Raw genomic sequence first — 16,001 nt, 5'->3', positions numbered from 1 at the left:
ACAATTGCGGTGACTGCAGGGGGTTGCGTGCCAGTCAGAGGAGGACGCAAAAGTGCCACGCATCAGCGCTTACAGGCTGCAAAATGTCGGATTGCGTTATGCGCAAGAACCCGGCGCGCGCATTCCGTTTCCTGAGGTCCTGGAAATGGCGGGGGCACCCTCTGATATCATCGACAGCCCCGACGCCACTGTCGAGCTGCTGCATGAAGCTGGCGCAGTTGAAACCGCCTGTCGGGTTCTGGACGACAAAACCTTCGCTGCTCGGGTAGGGCTTTCGGCGCAAGGTCCCGGAACGCTTCTGGCCTACATCGTGCGAGCGGCCGAAACGGTCGAAGACGCGTTGGCATTGACACAACGCTTTTATGCCATGCAAGACCCTGACCTGCGCCTGAACGTTGTAGGGGCTCCTGACGAACCTGGGATCACGCTCGAAAGTTATGTGATCCCGGCGCACCAATACCCTCGCCATCGTGAGATGCTGATTTTCGGGCTCTATAAGCGTGTTCAACAAATCACCTCTGGCGGGCTTGCTCCGATCTCCATCGAGTTAGAAACGGACGATGCCGACCACTGTAGGCTGCTGGCGGATTTGGCGGGATGCGAAGTCGTAGGCTTCAAGTCCGGATACGCCTTAGCTCTGCCCCCCAACGGCATGAGTTTTCGGATTCCAACGGCTGACCCTACTTTGTTGGGGCATTTACGTAGGCACGGGGAAGAGCAACTGAAGGCTCAGCCTGATGCAGTCCGAAGCCTGTCCGACCGCATTGTGGACATGCTCGGGGAGCGTCTTCCCGGACCGATACCAAACGGCGACGATATAGCCGGAGAGCTTGGACTGACGCGGCGTACTATGACCCGACATCTGTCGGCTGAGGGAACAAGTTTTAAGGCACTACTGGAAGGGGTGTTGTGCGACCTGTCCAAGCGGATGCTTCGTAGCGGCGAGGGCGTCGCCCGCGTGGCCTTCATGCTCGGTTTCGCCGACCAGGCTGCTTTCTCAGTGGCGTTCAAACGGTGGACAGGTGAAACGCCGGCAAGGTTCCGTAAAACGGGCCGGTAGTTTTTTTCTGGTCCATGCAATCCAGAAAGCGCCCAGATGTCCAAGATCCACAAAACCTTGTCCCGCTTCCAAAAGAAAGCGGGTCATCGGGTCACCTAGTTCAATGGCACACAGCAGCCGCAGTGGTTGCTAACCAAGAACAAGGATGAACCCTATGAAGACCTCGAAGAAATTCTTTATCGCCCCGATTTCAGGTGCACTTCTGATTACCATGGCTGCTACAGCCCATGCTGACTACGTCACCGACAAAGCAATCAAAGGCGCAGTTGTCGGTGCAACGGTCGCGGGCATCGCTGGCGAAAGCATCGTAGGTGGCGCGACCGCTGGTGCCGCAGTCGGAGCCGTAGGCGGTGCGATCCAGAAGGACAATTTCGAAGACGCGCGGGACGAAGCCCAAGAGCGTCGCGACGACTTCAAAGAAGAACACAAAGACTGGAACGACTAAAGCTCGACCGCCAGCGAAATAGAAAAAGGAGAAACAAAGCCGAACAAACCTTACCGGTCAGCATGCGCTGTTAGCATCCAGACACAGTTTGACTGACCATCCCGCACAGAACTCGCACAGTTTCTGAGAGGTTGCCATCCAGCTCGTAAAACGAGCCGGGTGGCAACTTTGCTTTGGACCCTCAAACGTAACTCGTTTGCGGAAGCCGCGGATCCGGACTTCAGTCGCCCATCTAGACGCGGGTTTTGTCCAAAACCCAAAAACAACCGTCCAGAACCCAAACGAACTGAAACAGGCAACAACCCAAATCCGGCTCATCTGAAGGACATCGACGAGTTGGCATCCTAGGCACTTCTGTTCACTGCCGCTCTTTGCAACCCAATGCCAAAGGATACGGCAATGAACCTATTCGCAAACTTCGACGCAGAGACCCTGGCACGCATCCAGTTTGCCTTTACTGTGTCGTTTCACATTATCTTCCCGGCCTTTTCCATCGGCTTGGCGAGCTTCTTGGCCGTCCTCAATGGCCTCTGGTTGTGGCGCAAGGACAGGACTTACCTCAACCTCTTCAATTACTGGAAAAAAATCTTCACAGTTGGTTTTGCGATGGGTGTCGTGTCCGGCATCGTGATGTCGTACCAATTCGGCACGAACTGGAGCACATTCTCGGATACCGCAGGCCCTGTAATCGGGCCCTTGATGGCTTACGAGGTCATGACAGCCTTCTTCCTCGAGGCAGGCTTCCTCGGCGTTATGCTTTTCGGTCGCGAACGCGTCGGTCCCAGTTTGCACATGATGGCCACGGCGATGGTCGCCCTTGGCACTCTGATTTCAGCTACGTGGATCTTGTCGGTCAATTCCTGGATGCAAACCCCGGTTGGGTTCGACATCAACGAACTGGGGCAGTTCATTCCCGTTGACTGGTGGTCGATTGTCTTCAATCCGTCCTTCCCCTACCGCCTGATACACATGGTTCTTGCCGCCTATCTCACCACTGCTTTTGTGGTGGCCGGGGTTGCGGCATGGCATTTGCTGCGCCGCAATCGCACGGCTGAGGTCACCCGAATGTTTTCGATGGCAATGTGGATGGCTGTTCTGGTCACCCCTCTGCAGATCGTTGCCGGCGACCTTCATGGTTTGAACACGCTGGAGCATCAGCCGCAGAAAGTAATGGCGATGGAGGGTCACTTTGACAGTCATCCCGAAGGTGCACCGCTGATCCTGTTCGGCATTCCAAACGAAGATGAAAAGCGCGTGGACTATGCCATCGAAATCCCGAGACTATCATCACTGATCCTGAAACATGATCCCAACGCGCCACTTGACGGGCTGGACACTATCCCCGACGACGAAGAACCCCCGGTCGCGATCGTGTTCTACAGCTTCCGCATCATGCTCGCTATCGGTTTTGCCATGCTGAGCGTCGGCTTGTGGTCGCTTGTGCAGCGAGTTCGGGGCCGCCTCAACGAAGATCGCTGGTTGCACCGGACCTCCGTTCTGTTGGCGCCCAGCGGGTTTGTGGCGGTACTGGCCGGTTGGATCACCACCGAAGTGGGGCGCCAGCCGTACACAGTGTACGGGCTGATGCGGACATCGGACTCACTCTCGCAAGTTGATGCACCTACAGTTGCCGCGTCTCTGATAGCCTTCATCGTCGTGTATTTCGCCGTGTTTGGAGCGGGCACGTTCTACATGCTGCGCCTCATGGGGAAACCACCTGTTGAAGGCTTCCAGAAAAGTCACAAACCCATTGAAATCTCTACTTTGGCGGAGGCAGCGTAATGCTTGAACTTTCGACAATCTGGGCAGGTATCATTGCCTTTGCCGTTCTGACTTATGTGATCCTGGACGGTTTTGATCTTGGAATTGGAATCCTCTTTCCATTCGCGAAAACCGACAAAGATCGCGATGTCATGATGAACTCGGTCACGCCTGTATGGGACGGGAACGAGACCTGGCTGGTCATGGGGGGCGGAGGTTTGTTCGCCGTTTTCCCGCTGGCCTATTCTGTGGTGATGCCTGCGATCTATATTCCCGTCATTATCATGCTTCTTGCGCTTGTCTTCCGGGGTGTCGCCTTCGAATACCGGTGGAGAACGGTGCGCGGGCGCTGGCTGTGGGATGTTGCGTTTCACGGTGGGTCAACTGTGGCCACCCTCTGCCAGGGCATCGCGCTTGGTGCGCTGGTCCAGGGTGTCCCGGTTGAAGATCGGCTGTACGCAGGTGGACAATGGGATTGGCTGACGCCGTTCTCTGTCCTGACGGGTGTGGCCTTGGTGATCGGGTATGCCTTGCTGGGAGCGACCTGGCTCAATATGAAAACCACCGGCAAGATTCAGCGCCAGATGCGTTCCTGTGCACGTCCACTGATGCTCATGACGCTTGCGTTGATTGGCCTCGTCAGCCTTTTGACCCCACTCCAAGACCCGATCTATCTGATCAGATGGTTTTCGTGGCCCGGTGTCGTTTTCTCTGTTCTAGTGCCGGCTATCGTTACTGTCATTGCATGGATGCTTGATCGCGGCCTGAAAGAACAGCGAGACTATCAACCCTTCTTCTGCGCCATTGCCTTGTTCGTCGTCTGCTTCATCGGCATTGGGATCAGTTTCTATCCCTATATGCTACCCTCAAGCCTCACGATTGCTGAAGCCGCAGCGCCAGATAGCAGTTTGTCCTTTGCTCTCGTCGGAGCAGTCGTTCTGCTGCCTGTGATCCTAGCCTACACCGCCTACACGTACTGGGTTTTCCGCGGGAAGATCGATCCAGAGGAGAGCTACCATTGAAACCGTTAAAGCAAGTTTTTTGGTTCGGTGCGATCTGGTTCAGCAGCGTTTTGTGCCTAGCGACCGTCGCTTACGTGATCAAGTTGTGCATCAGCTGAAATGGCAAGGATACCAATGCCCGCGCTTCAGCGTGTCCAACTCGCGCAAACATTAGTCCAAGCGCCGAAAGAGACCCCGCTCCAGCTTACCGGGTCCCCAATAACACGCGGCTGGCTGGGTCGCCTCATATTTAACAATTCTAGGGGGCTGTGATGCTTTCTCGTCCAAAACCAATGTCCGTGCAGCGGGATCAGATCGATCCAGCTCTGCCCATTCCACCTAAGCAAAAGAACCGTGGCGGTAGCCGCCCGTCTGGGATGTTACCAAAATTGTTCACAGGGCTCCTTGCTGCAGGGCTTACGACCTTCGTTCTTTTGCCTTTCACCTCGGCCCTTACAGGAACTGTCACGAAAGACTTCTCCCCTATTGTGGACATGTGGCTCGCCCTGCTCTCTGCACTTGTCGTTTTTTCTTCCACAGCCGCAGTAGTTCTGAAAGGGTCAACACTGCGGGCCGTCCTTGGGCGAGGATTGGCCTCCCTCGGCGTAGCGCTAATCATTTCGCCCGTGGGGATTTCGGTCCTGTTCGCACTTTACCTACAAGACTGGGTATCAGTCATAGCAGACACGTTTATCGAGCAGGCGGGAAGAACAGCGGCATCTCTGTTTGGCGGTCTATTCGCTGTAAATGCCCTCGCAATGGGATTGGCATTGGGATGTTTGTCTCTGCTGCTTGGGTTTAGGCTAATGCAAATTCGTCCAGAACCACTTGTTTCGCCTTAGGCGAGTGGACTTCCGCTTTGGGCTCAAACCAGACTTGCGGCGACGCTGCGCGAAATCAGGCTTGGACGGTTGATCTGCGGGACGAAGCGAAACCATGCGGAATTCTGTCAAGATCAGCGCAAAAAACCGCATGATAGACCCTGCGGTGCTAGACTTGGATCAGCGTGCAGGACCTTCTGAACAAAGATCCACGTCTTGAAAGGCAGCCAATTGGAAAGGAGCCGCGACAAAAATGGTTTCATCTCGCGGAGGCTGTTCGGGTAAGGTTTGGTTGAGTGTCTGGTCCGCAAGAAAAGCTTGGTCACTTGAAGCAGCCTTGACTACCCTCAACGTCTCGGACAATCGCCCCAGTTTTCGACTTTTCATTTCAGGAGCGTCAGTCCCGAAGTGCAGGAGTATGAAACGGCCGGGTACGAAATTTGCTCTTTACCGGCCCAAAGCCGCCATCGAGCGTCGTGGTTAAATACTGCGATGGCAGCCCGCATTGCCGCCATTCGTGCACAGCGCACCAACTCAATAACAGGCAATGTTGAACAGAACATCTTTCGAATGTAATGCTCCAAATTCAAGGCCGGTTTAGGACAAAGTTTGGTATTATCTCTGCATTCTTGATAGCTGCTTCAACGTCATGCCCTGCGAAGAACCCAAATCCTGATATGAGAGCGGAATCTATGCCTACATTTTGTGCGCCGAGAACGTCGGTGTGCAGACTGTCGCCAACCATCAGAACTCGGGACTTGTCGATGTGCCCGAGACGTTGGAAAGCAAGATCATAGATGTTGCTAAAAGGCTTTCCAAAGAACTGGGGGGCGACGCCTGTCCGGTCTGCCAGCCGGTGCGCGAAAAGACCGGGCTCCTTGGAAAATCCGTACTCGCGGGGAGCGGCAATATCAGGGTTGCCGACCATTACCGGGCGGGGACGCTCTAGCAAGGCGGACTCTAACATGGTTTGCCGGGATTCAGACCATGCCGCTGAACCGATCATCAGGAATCCATCAACGGTTTCGTAGGGATTCGGGTCATCTTCCAGATAGGTGAGCTTCAACCCCTCCAGGTCGCGAAGACCGGCGCTGGGTGTCGCCATCAACCCCCAATGCAAATCACTTTGGCCGTTTAGCTCTGACAATAATGTGGCCCGACTGGTAATCACGTCCTGTGGCGCAAAGTCATAACCTAGTCGAGCATATTTCTCCAAAAGAGAAGCGTGAGGAAACCCTGCGGCATTTGACACGACCAGAACACGTTTGCCATCGGCTTTCAGTGACCTGACCCGATCTGGTGTTTCTGGGATCGCCGTATCACCGATATTAAGAACCCCGAAGGCGTCGAGGAGGAACACGTCGAACTCATGAGCGATGTCCTCTAGCGTCTCAGCCTGACGATAGTTCACTTCGGTAGTTTTGTTTTCCGGAAGGCGATGTCGTACAGCCTCGTAGGCATCAAAAGCCTCTTGCGCAGAGAACCCGGTCAAATGATGGCCCCTCTTACTTTCGCAGAAACCCATTCACTGATCATGACCGCGACAAGAATTACAATCAGGATCAGGCTGACTTGCGGCCAGGCCAGAACATTGAGCGAAGCCGACAATTGCAACCCGATGCCCCCGGCGCCGACCAACCCCAGAACCGTGGACTCGCGGATATTGATATCCCAACGAAAGACAGCAATGCCTGCGAAAGCGGGCAGGATTTGTGGAACGATTCCGTAAGCCATGACCTGCCACCGTGAAGCACCGGTTGCCGTGATTGCTTCGACCTGAGTGTGATCAATTTCCTCAATCGCTTCATAAAGAAGCTTTGCGCAAAACCCAATTGAACGGATGGCGATTGCTATGACACCGGCAAAGACGCCAGGACCAATAATCGCGATCAAAAGAAGCGCCCAGATCAGCGAGTTGATAGAGCGGGTCGAGACAATGACCAACAGGGCAATTGGCCGGATGAACAAAGCCGAAGGCGTGGTATTGCGGGCCGCTAAAAAGGCAACCGGCACCGCCATACACAGGGCGATGATTGTACCCAATGTGGCGATGTTCAGAGTATCCCAAATCGGACGACCCAGCTGGGTAATGTAGTCCCATTTGGGAGGCGTTGCACGGGTCCAGATATCGTTGGCGATGCGGGGCGCGTCCCAGACGAAAAACCAGGTCGTCGATTCCGAGATCAGCTGCCAGCAGTAAACAAAGATCGCCACGCCCAACAGCCAGCCGAACCAACGGACCAAGCTCTGACCCGTTGTCCGGCGGCGCCAGATTTGCGCATCGTCGCGTTCAAGTATCGGCATTACTGAACCCTCGCTCGTATAATTCCCGAAAGGTATTCAAGAGCCATCACGATGCCGATGATAAGAATGAGAATGGCTGCCGCAGTGTCGTATTCATAGCGGTCGAATGCGGTGTTCAAAGTCGCACCAATTCCACCAGCCCCCACGAGCCCGAGGATCGCGCTTTCTCGGAAGTTGATGTCGATCCGATACATGGAAAGCCCCACAAGCCGCGGCATAACCTGAGGCTGAACTCCATAGTTGATCCATTGTGGCCAACGCGCTCCAGAGGCCTTAATCGCCTCGGCCTGAACCTTGTCCATAGCTTCGATATCTTCAGCCAGAAGTTTAGAGAGAAACCCGATGGTGGCGAAGGAAAGCGTTAGAAATCCGGCCAGCGGGCCAAAGCCGAAGATGGCCACAAGCAAAATGGCAACGATAATCTCTTGCAATGCCCGACTTATCGCAACAATGCCTCGGCAAATCATGTAGATTGGTAATGGCGCGATATTGCGTGCAGCCCCCAGGCCAATCGGAATCGAAATCAGGATGCCCACGACCGACGCAGCCACGGTCATCACGATACTTTCCAGAAGGCCACTCCAAATATCTGACCACCGTGAAATGAAGTCTGGGCTGGTAAACGCAAGTACAAATGCCCATCCCCGATCCAGCCCTTCATAGACCCGGCCCCAATCAACTTCGATGGTCATGAAGGCCGCGATCAGGTAGGCGAAAAAACCCAGGAACAATGCCCAGCGAAGTACCGGGTTTTTGACAAATGCAGGCTTGCGCCAGCCTTTCCCCAGCATGTCGTCAAGTTCTCGATGGCTCATTCCGCGGCCTCAATGCCTTCATCTTCGTCCACTTTTTCGATGGTCGCTTCCCAATCTTCCTCCCCATAGATCTCAGTCAGCTTCTCGGGAGTAAGGCCGGTCGGAAGACCATCATATACAATTTCGCCAAAACGGAGGCCCACTACGCGAGGAACGAACATCTGGGCGAGTGCCACGTCATGAATATTGATGATCGCCGCCAATCCGCGTTCCTGACACAGTTCGGTGATTAGTCGCATGATCTGACGGCTGGTTTTCGGGTCGAGCGACGCAGTCGGTTCATCGACCAGCAACAGTTTCGGGTTTTGAATCAAGGCGCGGCAAATGCCGACCCTTTGGCGCTGCCCACCCGACAGTTCGTCCGCCCGTTTGTCGGCCATGTGTAACAGCCCAACTCGATCAAGCAGACGGAAGGCCTCGTCGACATCCGACTGCGGATACCGTCGCAAGAAGCTGCGCCAGAATCCAACGTATCCTAATCGTCCCGAAAGAACGTTTTCCATCACCGTGAGGCGTTCGACCAAGGCATATTCCTGAAAGATCATACCCATTTCACGGCGCGCTTTCCGTAAGGCTCCAGATCCGAGTTTGGTCAGGTCCACGTCATCCAAAAGGACACTACCGCTTGTGGGTTCAACCAACCGGTTGATGCAGCGGATCATGGTCGATTTGCCTGCCCCCGAGGGCCCGATCAACGCAAGAACCTGTCCTTTTGGAACCTCAAGATCAATGGCCTTCAGCGCCTGATCTCCGGTCTTATATGTTTTCGTCAGCTTTTGAAGACGCAGCATAAAATGCCCCAGATTAGGGTGAGTAGCGGGCCCTTTCAGGCCCGCAAGATCGGCCAAGGGTTACTGGCAGGCGTAGGAGACGCCATTTGCCGCGTCAATTTTTCGAATGACGTCCCAGAATTCCTGATAGGTCATCTCAAGGAATTGACCTTCATTCGATTTCGAGAACTCGGCTTCAAGTGTCGTGCCCTCCCAGTCGAAGTTAAAGAAAGCATTGCGGATCTTCTCCTGCAACTCGGGCGTCAGGTTGTAAACCGTGCCAAACCCGGTCGTTGGGAAGGTCTGCGACTTGTAAATCGTCACGACATCATCTTCCTTGATCACATCGCGCAAGATCATTCGGGATTTAACCGAGTTCGCGATCGAGGCCGCCAGGTAATCCTTGTTGGCAACACCCAGGATCGAGTTGTCGTGCTTGCCCGAATAAACAGGTTCGAAATCGCGTTCGGGCAGAAGATCAAAGTCGCTTTTCAGGATCGCAGAGGGCGCTTTGAACCCCGAGTTGGATGTGGGCGACGTAAATGCCAATTGCTTGCCCTTGATATCCTCGACCTTTTCGATGCCCGAGCCCGGATAGGTAATGATTTCCATCTCATATCCGAAATTACCGTCTTTCGAAGCCATGATCGTGAAGGGGCGGAACCCGGCGCAGTTTACCGCCAGCGGGTTGGAGCCAGTGTTAAAGCCCGCAATATGCAGACGCCCCGAACGCATCGCTTCAATCTGGGCCGCGTTGTTCTGAACTGGAAAGAAGACAACGTCCTTGCCTGTTTCCGCTTTCAAATGGTCAAGAAAATCCGACCACGCAGTTTTGTAAACAGCAGGGTCTTCAACCGGTGTATAGGCAAAGATCAAGGTGTCAGGATCTATTTGCTCGGAGGGATCTGTTGGGATATCCGCGATCAAATCCCCGTCGGCGTCACAAAACCGCTCATCTAGGTCACCGCGCGGACAATCTTGCGCCGACGCTGTTCCGCTCAGTGACATGAGCGCAATTGCGGATGCCCCAATCAATAGTTTTATATCGATCTTCATGTTTTCCTCCCAGTCATGCGCGGTCTTTTTTGATCCGCCGTTAATCAATCATGTCATGCCTACCCGGCGACGAGAACATCGACCTCGGCGCCCTCAATAGCGTTACGCAATTCTCCTGTTGGTTTTTTGTCGGTTACTATGGAATCCAGACCGCTAAGGTCTCCCACGTGAGACAGGCCTTTGCGACCGAACTTCCCGGAATCAATTAGAAGATGCCGCTTCTCGGCACGCGTCAGCATCATTCTCTTTACCGCAGCAAAGCCCCGCACCGTTTCTGAAGGACCTTCGGCTGAAAGGCCCGAGGAACCGATCATACATCTGTCGACGTTGAAGCGTGACAGGAATTCCAGTGTCTCGGTTCCGATCGTTGCAGATTCAGTTGCCAGATATTCCCCAGGGCATAGCAGGACTTGGGCCGTTCCATGGCCAAGGGTCATAGCGATGGGAATTGAGTTGGTGATCACTGTGCAATGGGTGCCGAGATAAGCCAAAGCACGTGCCATCTCTATGGTGGTCGAGCCGGAATCGATCATGACCGTTTCACCGCCCTGGATCAGTTCTGCTGCGCTAACACCTATTCGCTCGCGTTCCTCAACCTGGGCGTTTGTCCGTTCATCCAAACCCGGAAACTGTCCTTGCGCGGGGGCTGATGCCCCGCCGTGCGCACGCGCTATCAAGCCGTCATTCGACAGAGCGTCGAAATCCCTGCGTACTGTCTCGTTGGAGACGTTGAATCGCTGTGCCAGTTCGCTGATGCGGACGTGCGGGCGTAGCTTCAACTCCAACAGTATCTGTTGGCGCCGGTCGGACTTCTTTACCCGGCTCTGGTTCTTTTCAGACATTTTGCCGCGCGTTTTAGTTTTTGACATCCGACGATCCGACTAGGTTTCGAATTCTACCTTTGTGGGCTTTCGGGCATATTGCAATAATTTTTGTTGCATAACCCTCGGAAGGTTGTGAGAATTCGAGAGATTGCAAGTATTTCAAAGCGCAGAGCAAAAAATGCACAGGCTGATCAAATTCAGAATGGAAATCGACGGAGCGCCTTTACCGACCAGCTTCCTATCAAGTCAGTTTCCTTTTGGTTTTTGATCGTGTGGCATTGAGGGACAGCATGAGCGACAGCGAAACGGCAGATCAGATTGCGGCGCTTCCGATGCGCTGGGACAAGGTTGGCAAGTTGCGTGTGCTGATGGTCACTTCGCGAGATACTGGCCGGTGGGTTATCCCAAAGGGATGGCTAATGGACGGCAAAAAACCATGGCATGCCGCTGAAATAGAAGCTCAGGAAGAAGCGGGTGCGGTTGGTGCCATCGCGAAACGGCCGATCGGCCATTTTTTCTACGACAAGCGATATGAAGGCAGAAGCAGCGTTCGCTGCCGCGTCACCCTTTATCCACTGGTCGTTGAAAAGCTGAAGCGACGCTGGAAGGAAGAAGGTGAGCGGACGCGTCACTGGTTTTCACCAGCAAAAGCCGCAAAGCTGGTTGAAGAAAAAGACCTGTCACAATTGCTGAAAAATCTAACAGACAACCAAGAAGTCAAATCGGTCGCGAAGAAGCTTCGAAAGGCTGCTTGAGGAAGGGCATAAAAGAACCGGGAAGCCCGGACGAAATAAGCACAAAGGGAGGAAAAAATGAGAAAATTGACAACAACAGCGGTTGGGTCTGTTATTGCCCTGGCCGCGTCACTGTCGGCGGCACAGGCCGACAAGCTTACGCTCTATTGTTCGGCACAAGAAGATTGGTGCCAACTCATGGCACGCAGCTTTGAAGATGCGACTGGCATCGACGTCAACATGACTCGAAAATCGTCAGGTGAGACCTTTGCGCAAATTCGCGCTGAGAGTTCGAACCCGAAAGGAGACGTTTGGTGGGGTGGTACAGGCGATCCGCATTTGCAGGCCGCCGAAGAGGGCCTGACTATGGAATACATGTCACCGATGCGTGACCAGCTTCATGATTGGGCGATTTCTCAGGCCGAAAGTGCTGGTAACAGGACGATCGGCATTTATTCAGGTGCGCTTGGCTATGGCTACAACGCAGACCTCGTTGCTGCGAACAATCTGCCCGAACCTGCCTGTTGGAAAGACCTTCTGAAGCCCGAATACAAGGGTCACGTTCAGATGGCGAACCCGAACTCGTCTGGTACAGCCTATACGACGCTGGCCTCGATGGTGCAGATCTTTGGCGAAGATGAAGGCTTTGAATTCATGAAAGGCCTACACGCGAACATCAACCAATATACTAAATCTGGTTCTGCGCCGATCAAAGCCGCCGGTCGCGGTGAGAACACCATCGGTATCGTCTTCATGCACGATGCCGTTAAACAGGCGGTTTCCGGGTTCCCGATCAAGGTCGTCGCACCATGCGAGGGTACAGGATACGAGATCGGCTCGATGTCGATTATTGAAGGAGCCCGCAACGAGGAAGAGGCGAAGAAGTTCTATGACTGGGCCCTGTCGCCGGAAGCGCAAAATCTTGCCCTTCAGGTCAATGCGTTTCAGGTGCCATCGAACAAAGGTTCCGAAACGTCTGACAGCGCTCCTGACATGAGCCAGATCAAGCTGATTGACTATGACTTCAAAAAGTATGGGTCCTCAGACGAGCGGAAGCGCCTATTACAAAAATGGGACGAAGAGGTTTCGACGCTGCCGCAGTAAATGACAGACCAGACTTCAAAAACGACCCATCCGGTCCTGATCTTCTGGATCACCGCCGGATGGGTCGGGTTCTGCCTGCTGCCATGGTACATGGTTGACGGTGGATTGTGGTCGTTCGAGTGGCTTGTGGATGGCTACCCGTTCGATGAAGATTTTGCCCCTGCCGCCTTTCTGATTGGACAGGGAGAGAAACTTTGGCTTGCTCCATTCCTGATCGCGCTCGCGTTGCCGCTTCTGGCGTTGAAACGCGCTAAATCTGACCCGCTTTACGCCCGCATTCTTATCCTGTCCGGTGCACTCGGCTTCGGCTGGCTGATCGTCCAGGGATTCAGCATTGGTATCAGAGGCTTCAACTTCGACTGGTTGGAAGCATTGTTCGGCGAGCTTGGCGACCGTCAATTTGGAATGGGCTATGGCGCAATGATTTGCGCATCTAGCTTTCTGTTCCTGCTTACCCAGGGGATCGCTGCAAGGGGTGCCATTAACGGTGACGTTTTCGTCGTAAGTGCTATTGGCGGTGTGATAACAATCGTCACCGCATTTGTCTTTTTCCCCATCGCCAAGATGCTTTTCGCGGCCTTCGTCACTGAAGACGGCGCGTATTCCATCGCGGTATTCTTCTCGAAGTTTTTTGATGATCGACTGTGGGGTTTGGGCTGTTTTCGGGGTGCGCGCTGCGGCGCCGCCTGGAATTCACTGTTCCTCGCCATACTCGTGGGCGTCATCACCACGGTCCTGGGTCTGTGTTTCGCGTTAGTCGTGACGCGCTCGGGCTTTCGCTACAAGCGCGCGCTTCGGGCCTTGACCGTACTGCCAATAATCACCCCGCCATTCGTGATCGGCCTTGCGCTCATCCTGCTTTTTGGCTTGTCCGGTTCTGTCACCCGGTTCTTTGCCGAGCTTTTCGGCACGCAGCCGACACGTTGGCTTTACGGGATGCCGGGCATCCTGATCGCGCAAACACTCGCGTTTACGCCAATTGCGTTTCTCGTACTGATAGGCGTGGTGGAAGGCGTCTCTCCGTCGATGGAGGAAGCGGCCCAGACCCTTCGGGCCAGCAGATGGCAGACGTTCAAGACGGTTTCCTTGCCCTTGATGCGGCCTGGTCTGGCGAATGCATTTCTTCTGGGCTTCATCGAAAGCATGGCGGATTTCGGCAACCCGCTTGTATTGGGCGGGAATTTCGACGTGCTGTCGACCGAGATATTCTTCGCCATCGTCGGTGCTCAATATGATCAAGGTCGGGCTGCGGTTCTGGCTATGGTGCTGCTGTTCTTTACCCTTTCTGCCTTTTACGCGCAGCGCGTCTGGCTGGGAAAGAAGAGCTACACGACCGTCACCGGCAAAGGCGATGCGGGTGTTCATCCACTGATGCCAACCGGCCTTTCGGTTCCCGTTTTGCTCATTGCACTGGGCTGGGGGATGTTCACAATCATTGTCTATGCGATGATCATCTACGGCAGTGTGGTCGAGTTGTGGGGGGTCGATAACTCGCTGACCATCAAACACTACATCACCGCATTCTCGGTCCGCTTCGAAGAAGAGGGCATTCGTTGGACCGGTGCCGCTTGGGACAGTTTCTGGACCACCATCACAATCGCAGCCATTGCAGCACCATTGACGGCCGCCGTTGGACTCGTGACCGCTTATCTGCTGACCCGGCAGAGCTTTGCGGGCAAGAACGCCTTTGAATTCGGCACCATGTTGTCGTTCGCGATCCCAGGTACCGTAATCGGCGTCAGCTACATCCTTGCCTTCAATGTTCCGCCAATCGAAATAACGGGCACAGGTGTCATCCTCGTGGTCAGCTTCATCTTCCGAAATATGCCGGTTGGTGTTCGCGCGGGCATCGCGAGCATGTCGCAACTGGACCGCAGTCTTGATGAATCTTCGCTGACCCTTGGCGCAAACTCATGGCAGACGTTCCGAAACGTCATCCTACCGCTGTTGCGCCCCGCGATCCTTGCTGCTCTTGTCTACAGCTTTGTCCGCGCCATGACGGCGATCTCAGCTGTCATCTTTCTGGTCAGCGCGGAGTATGACATGGCAACCAGCTATATCATCGGTCGGGTCGAGAATAACGACTATGGCCTTGCTATCGCCTATTCGACAACGCTGATCTTTGTGATGCTCGCGGCGGTCGGCTTATTGCAACTTCTCGTCGGTCGGGTCCAGATTGGCCGGCGCACGCAGCACGGAACGGAGACATCGCCATGACCGACACCAAAATCGGTTCAAAGGCCGCCCCGGTACGCTTTGAAAACGTGTCGAAAGTGTTCGGCAAGGATGTCGTCGCCGTCGATAACATCAATCTTCACGTAGACGCTGGAAAACTCGTCACGCTGCTTGGTCCGTCGGGCTGTGGAAAAACGACGACGCTGCGCATGATTGCGGGGTTGGAGATGGCGAGCTCCGGCAAGATCCTGATTGGCGATCGGGACGTGACCAAACTGCCTGCCACCGACCGCGATGTATCTATGGTGTTTCAGTCATACGCGCTGTTCCCTCATATGAGTGTGTTGGAGAACGTGAAGTATGGCCTCACATTCTCGGGCTTTGCGAAGGATGAGGCCCGCAGTCGCGCGTTGCATGGTTTGGAGTTGGTTGGTCTTCAGGGGTTCGACAACCGTCTTCCCTCTGAACTGTCGGGGGGTCAACAACAGCGTGTTGCCGTCGCCCGCGCGCTGGTTCTTGAGCCGCAAGTGCTGCTGTTCGACGAGCCGCTGTCCAACCTGGACGCCAAATTGCGCCGTCAGGTGCGCGAGGACATCCGGGCAATCCAGCAAGACCTTGGCTTAACAGTTGTCTACGTCACCCACGATCAGGAAGAGGCGCTGGCGGTCTCCGATGAGATTGTTGTTATGCGCAACGCAGCGATCGCTCAGAAGGGCACACCTCGCCAACTTTATGATGCCCCTAATGACCGCTTTGTTGCCGACTTCATCGGCGAGGCAAACCTTCTGAGCTGCCAAATCGTTGATTCCGATGGCGGCGAGGCAACCATCGAAATCGAAGGCTACCGCCACACACTGCCAAGCCGCGGTTTGTCCGAAGGGACCGCAACCATCGCCGTGCGGCCCTCACGTTTGGTGATTGGTTCAGACCAGGGCATACCGGCCACGGTAGCCAAGGCGACCTATGTCGGCGTCCGGATGGAATACACGCTAACAGGTGCATTTGGTCAGGTTTTTGCCGTCCACGATGATGTCGATGCACCGCTTGAACCCGGTGCTCAAATCAGGATGGGTTTTGCCGACAAAGGGCCTGTGCTTTTGCCGGACTAATTACCGAGTTTTATGCTTATCA

General features: G+C 54.6%; 15 protein-coding genes. 9 read left to right on the top strand and 6 right to left on the bottom strand.

Annotation, left to right across the window (positions count from 1 at the left end):
- Nucleotides 1-52: 52 nt before the first annotated feature.
- The 5 genes from GOX63_RS07915 to GOX63_RS07890 all read left to right on the top strand — a co-directional run bounded on the left by GOX63_RS07915 (nucleotide 53) and on the right by GOX63_RS07890 (nucleotide 5,109).
- Nucleotides 53-1,060, top strand: a complete 1,008-nt coding sequence (locus GOX63_RS07915) for a helix-turn-helix domain-containing protein (protein ID WP_170327386.1) — start codon at nucleotides 53-55, stop codon at nucleotides 1,058-1,060.
- A 154-nt stretch (nucleotides 1,061-1,214) separates the two neighbouring features.
- On the top strand, nucleotides 1,215-1,505 hold the full coding sequence (locus tag GOX63_RS07910) for a glycine zipper domain-containing protein (RefSeq protein WP_170327388.1): 291 nt from the start codon (nucleotides 1,215-1,217) through the stop codon (nucleotides 1,503-1,505).
- Nucleotides 1,506-1,886: 381 nt separating this feature from the next.
- Nucleotides 1,887-3,287 carry a cytochrome ubiquinol oxidase subunit I gene (locus GOX63_RS07905; RefSeq protein ID WP_254435889.1) on the top strand — a complete coding sequence of 467 codons (1,401 nt, stop codon included), beginning with the start codon at nucleotides 1,887-1,889 and terminating at the stop codon, nucleotides 3,285-3,287.
- On the top strand, nucleotides 3,287-4,288 hold the full coding sequence (gene cydB / locus GOX63_RS07900) for a cytochrome d ubiquinol oxidase subunit II (RefSeq protein ID WP_170327392.1): 1,002 nt from the start codon (nucleotides 3,287-3,289) through the stop codon (nucleotides 4,286-4,288). Before GOX63_RS07905 ends, cydB begins: the two co-directional genes overlap by 1 nt.
- A gap of 251 nt (nucleotides 4,289-4,539) precedes the next feature.
- Complete coding sequence (locus tag GOX63_RS07890; RefSeq protein WP_170327395.1) at nucleotides 4,540-5,109, top strand: hypothetical protein; 570 nt, start codon at nucleotides 4,540-4,542, stop codon at nucleotides 5,107-5,109.
- A 565-nt stretch (nucleotides 5,110-5,674) separates the two neighbouring features.
- Here GOX63_RS07890 and GOX63_RS07885 read toward each other — a convergent pair.
- Genes GOX63_RS07885 through GOX63_RS07860 form a run of 6 tightly spaced genes read right to left on the bottom strand, consistent with a single transcriptional unit; the run spans nucleotide 5,675 to nucleotide 10,902 of the window.
- Nucleotides 5,675-6,580, bottom strand: a complete 906-nt coding sequence (locus tag GOX63_RS07885; protein ID WP_254435888.1) for an HAD-IIA family hydrolase — start codon at nucleotides 6,578-6,580, stop codon at nucleotides 5,675-5,677.
- Nucleotides 6,577-7,392 (bottom strand): phosphonate ABC transporter, permease protein PhnE, encoded by an 816-nt coding sequence (gene phnE, locus GOX63_RS07880; protein WP_170327399.1) that lies wholly within the window; start codon nucleotides 7,390-7,392, stop codon nucleotides 6,577-6,579. The genes GOX63_RS07885 and phnE (GOX63_RS07880) overlap by 4 nt, the downstream gene beginning before the upstream one ends.
- Nucleotides 7,392-8,207, bottom strand: a complete 816-nt coding sequence (gene phnE, locus GOX63_RS07875; RefSeq protein WP_170327400.1) for a phosphonate ABC transporter, permease protein PhnE — start codon at nucleotides 8,205-8,207, stop codon at nucleotides 7,392-7,394. The genes phnE (GOX63_RS07880) and phnE (GOX63_RS07875) overlap by 1 nt, the downstream gene beginning before the upstream one ends.
- Nucleotides 8,204-8,998 carry a phosphonate ABC transporter ATP-binding protein gene (phnC, locus tag GOX63_RS07870; RefSeq protein WP_170327402.1) on the bottom strand — a complete coding sequence of 265 codons (795 nt, stop codon included), beginning with the start codon at nucleotides 8,996-8,998 and terminating at the stop codon, nucleotides 8,204-8,206. The genes phnE (GOX63_RS07875) and phnC overlap by 4 nt, the downstream gene beginning before the upstream one ends.
- 60 nt (nucleotides 8,999-9,058) lie before the next feature.
- A complete protein-coding gene (gene phnD, locus GOX63_RS07865; protein ID WP_170327404.1) occupies nucleotides 9,059-10,033 on the bottom strand; it encodes a phosphate/phosphite/phosphonate ABC transporter substrate-binding protein in 975 nt (324 codons plus the stop codon).
- 59 nt (nucleotides 10,034-10,092) lie between these two features.
- On the bottom strand, nucleotides 10,093-10,902 hold the full coding sequence (locus GOX63_RS07860; protein ID WP_170327406.1) for a DeoR/GlpR family DNA-binding transcription regulator: 810 nt from the start codon (nucleotides 10,900-10,902) through the stop codon (nucleotides 10,093-10,095).
- Nucleotides 10,903-11,147: 245 nt separating this feature from the next.
- Here GOX63_RS07860 and GOX63_RS07855 point away from each other — a divergent pair, with 245 nt between their 5' ends.
- The 4 genes from GOX63_RS07855 to GOX63_RS07840 are packed head-to-tail and all read left to right on the top strand — an operon-like array spanning nucleotide 11,148 to nucleotide 15,979.
- A complete protein-coding gene (locus tag GOX63_RS07855; protein WP_170327408.1) occupies nucleotides 11,148-11,612 on the top strand; it encodes an NUDIX hydrolase in 465 nt (154 codons plus the stop codon).
- Between the two features lie 57 nt (nucleotides 11,613-11,669).
- The gene (locus tag GOX63_RS07850; RefSeq protein WP_170327410.1) at nucleotides 11,670-12,695 is read left to right on the top strand and encodes an ABC transporter substrate-binding protein; all 1,026 of its coding nucleotides are present in this window, start codon (nucleotides 11,670-11,672) and stop codon (nucleotides 12,693-12,695) included.
- Nucleotides 12,696-14,912, top strand: a complete 2,217-nt coding sequence (locus tag GOX63_RS07845; RefSeq protein ID WP_170327411.1) for an ABC transporter permease — start codon at nucleotides 12,696-12,698, stop codon at nucleotides 14,910-14,912.
- A complete protein-coding gene (locus GOX63_RS07840; RefSeq protein WP_170327413.1) occupies nucleotides 14,909-15,979 on the top strand; it encodes an ABC transporter ATP-binding protein in 1,071 nt (356 codons plus the stop codon). Before GOX63_RS07845 ends, GOX63_RS07840 begins: the two co-directional genes overlap by 4 nt.
- Nucleotides 15,980-16,001: the final 22 nt, after the last annotated feature.

This window comes from Ruegeria arenilitoris (assembly GCF_013031355.1).
Classification (GTDB): Bacteria; Pseudomonadota; Alphaproteobacteria; order Rhodobacterales; family Rhodobacteraceae; genus Ruegeria; species Ruegeria arenilitoris_C.
Note: the sequence above shows the minus strand (reverse complement) of the source record. Positions and strands in the feature narration are given on the sequence as shown.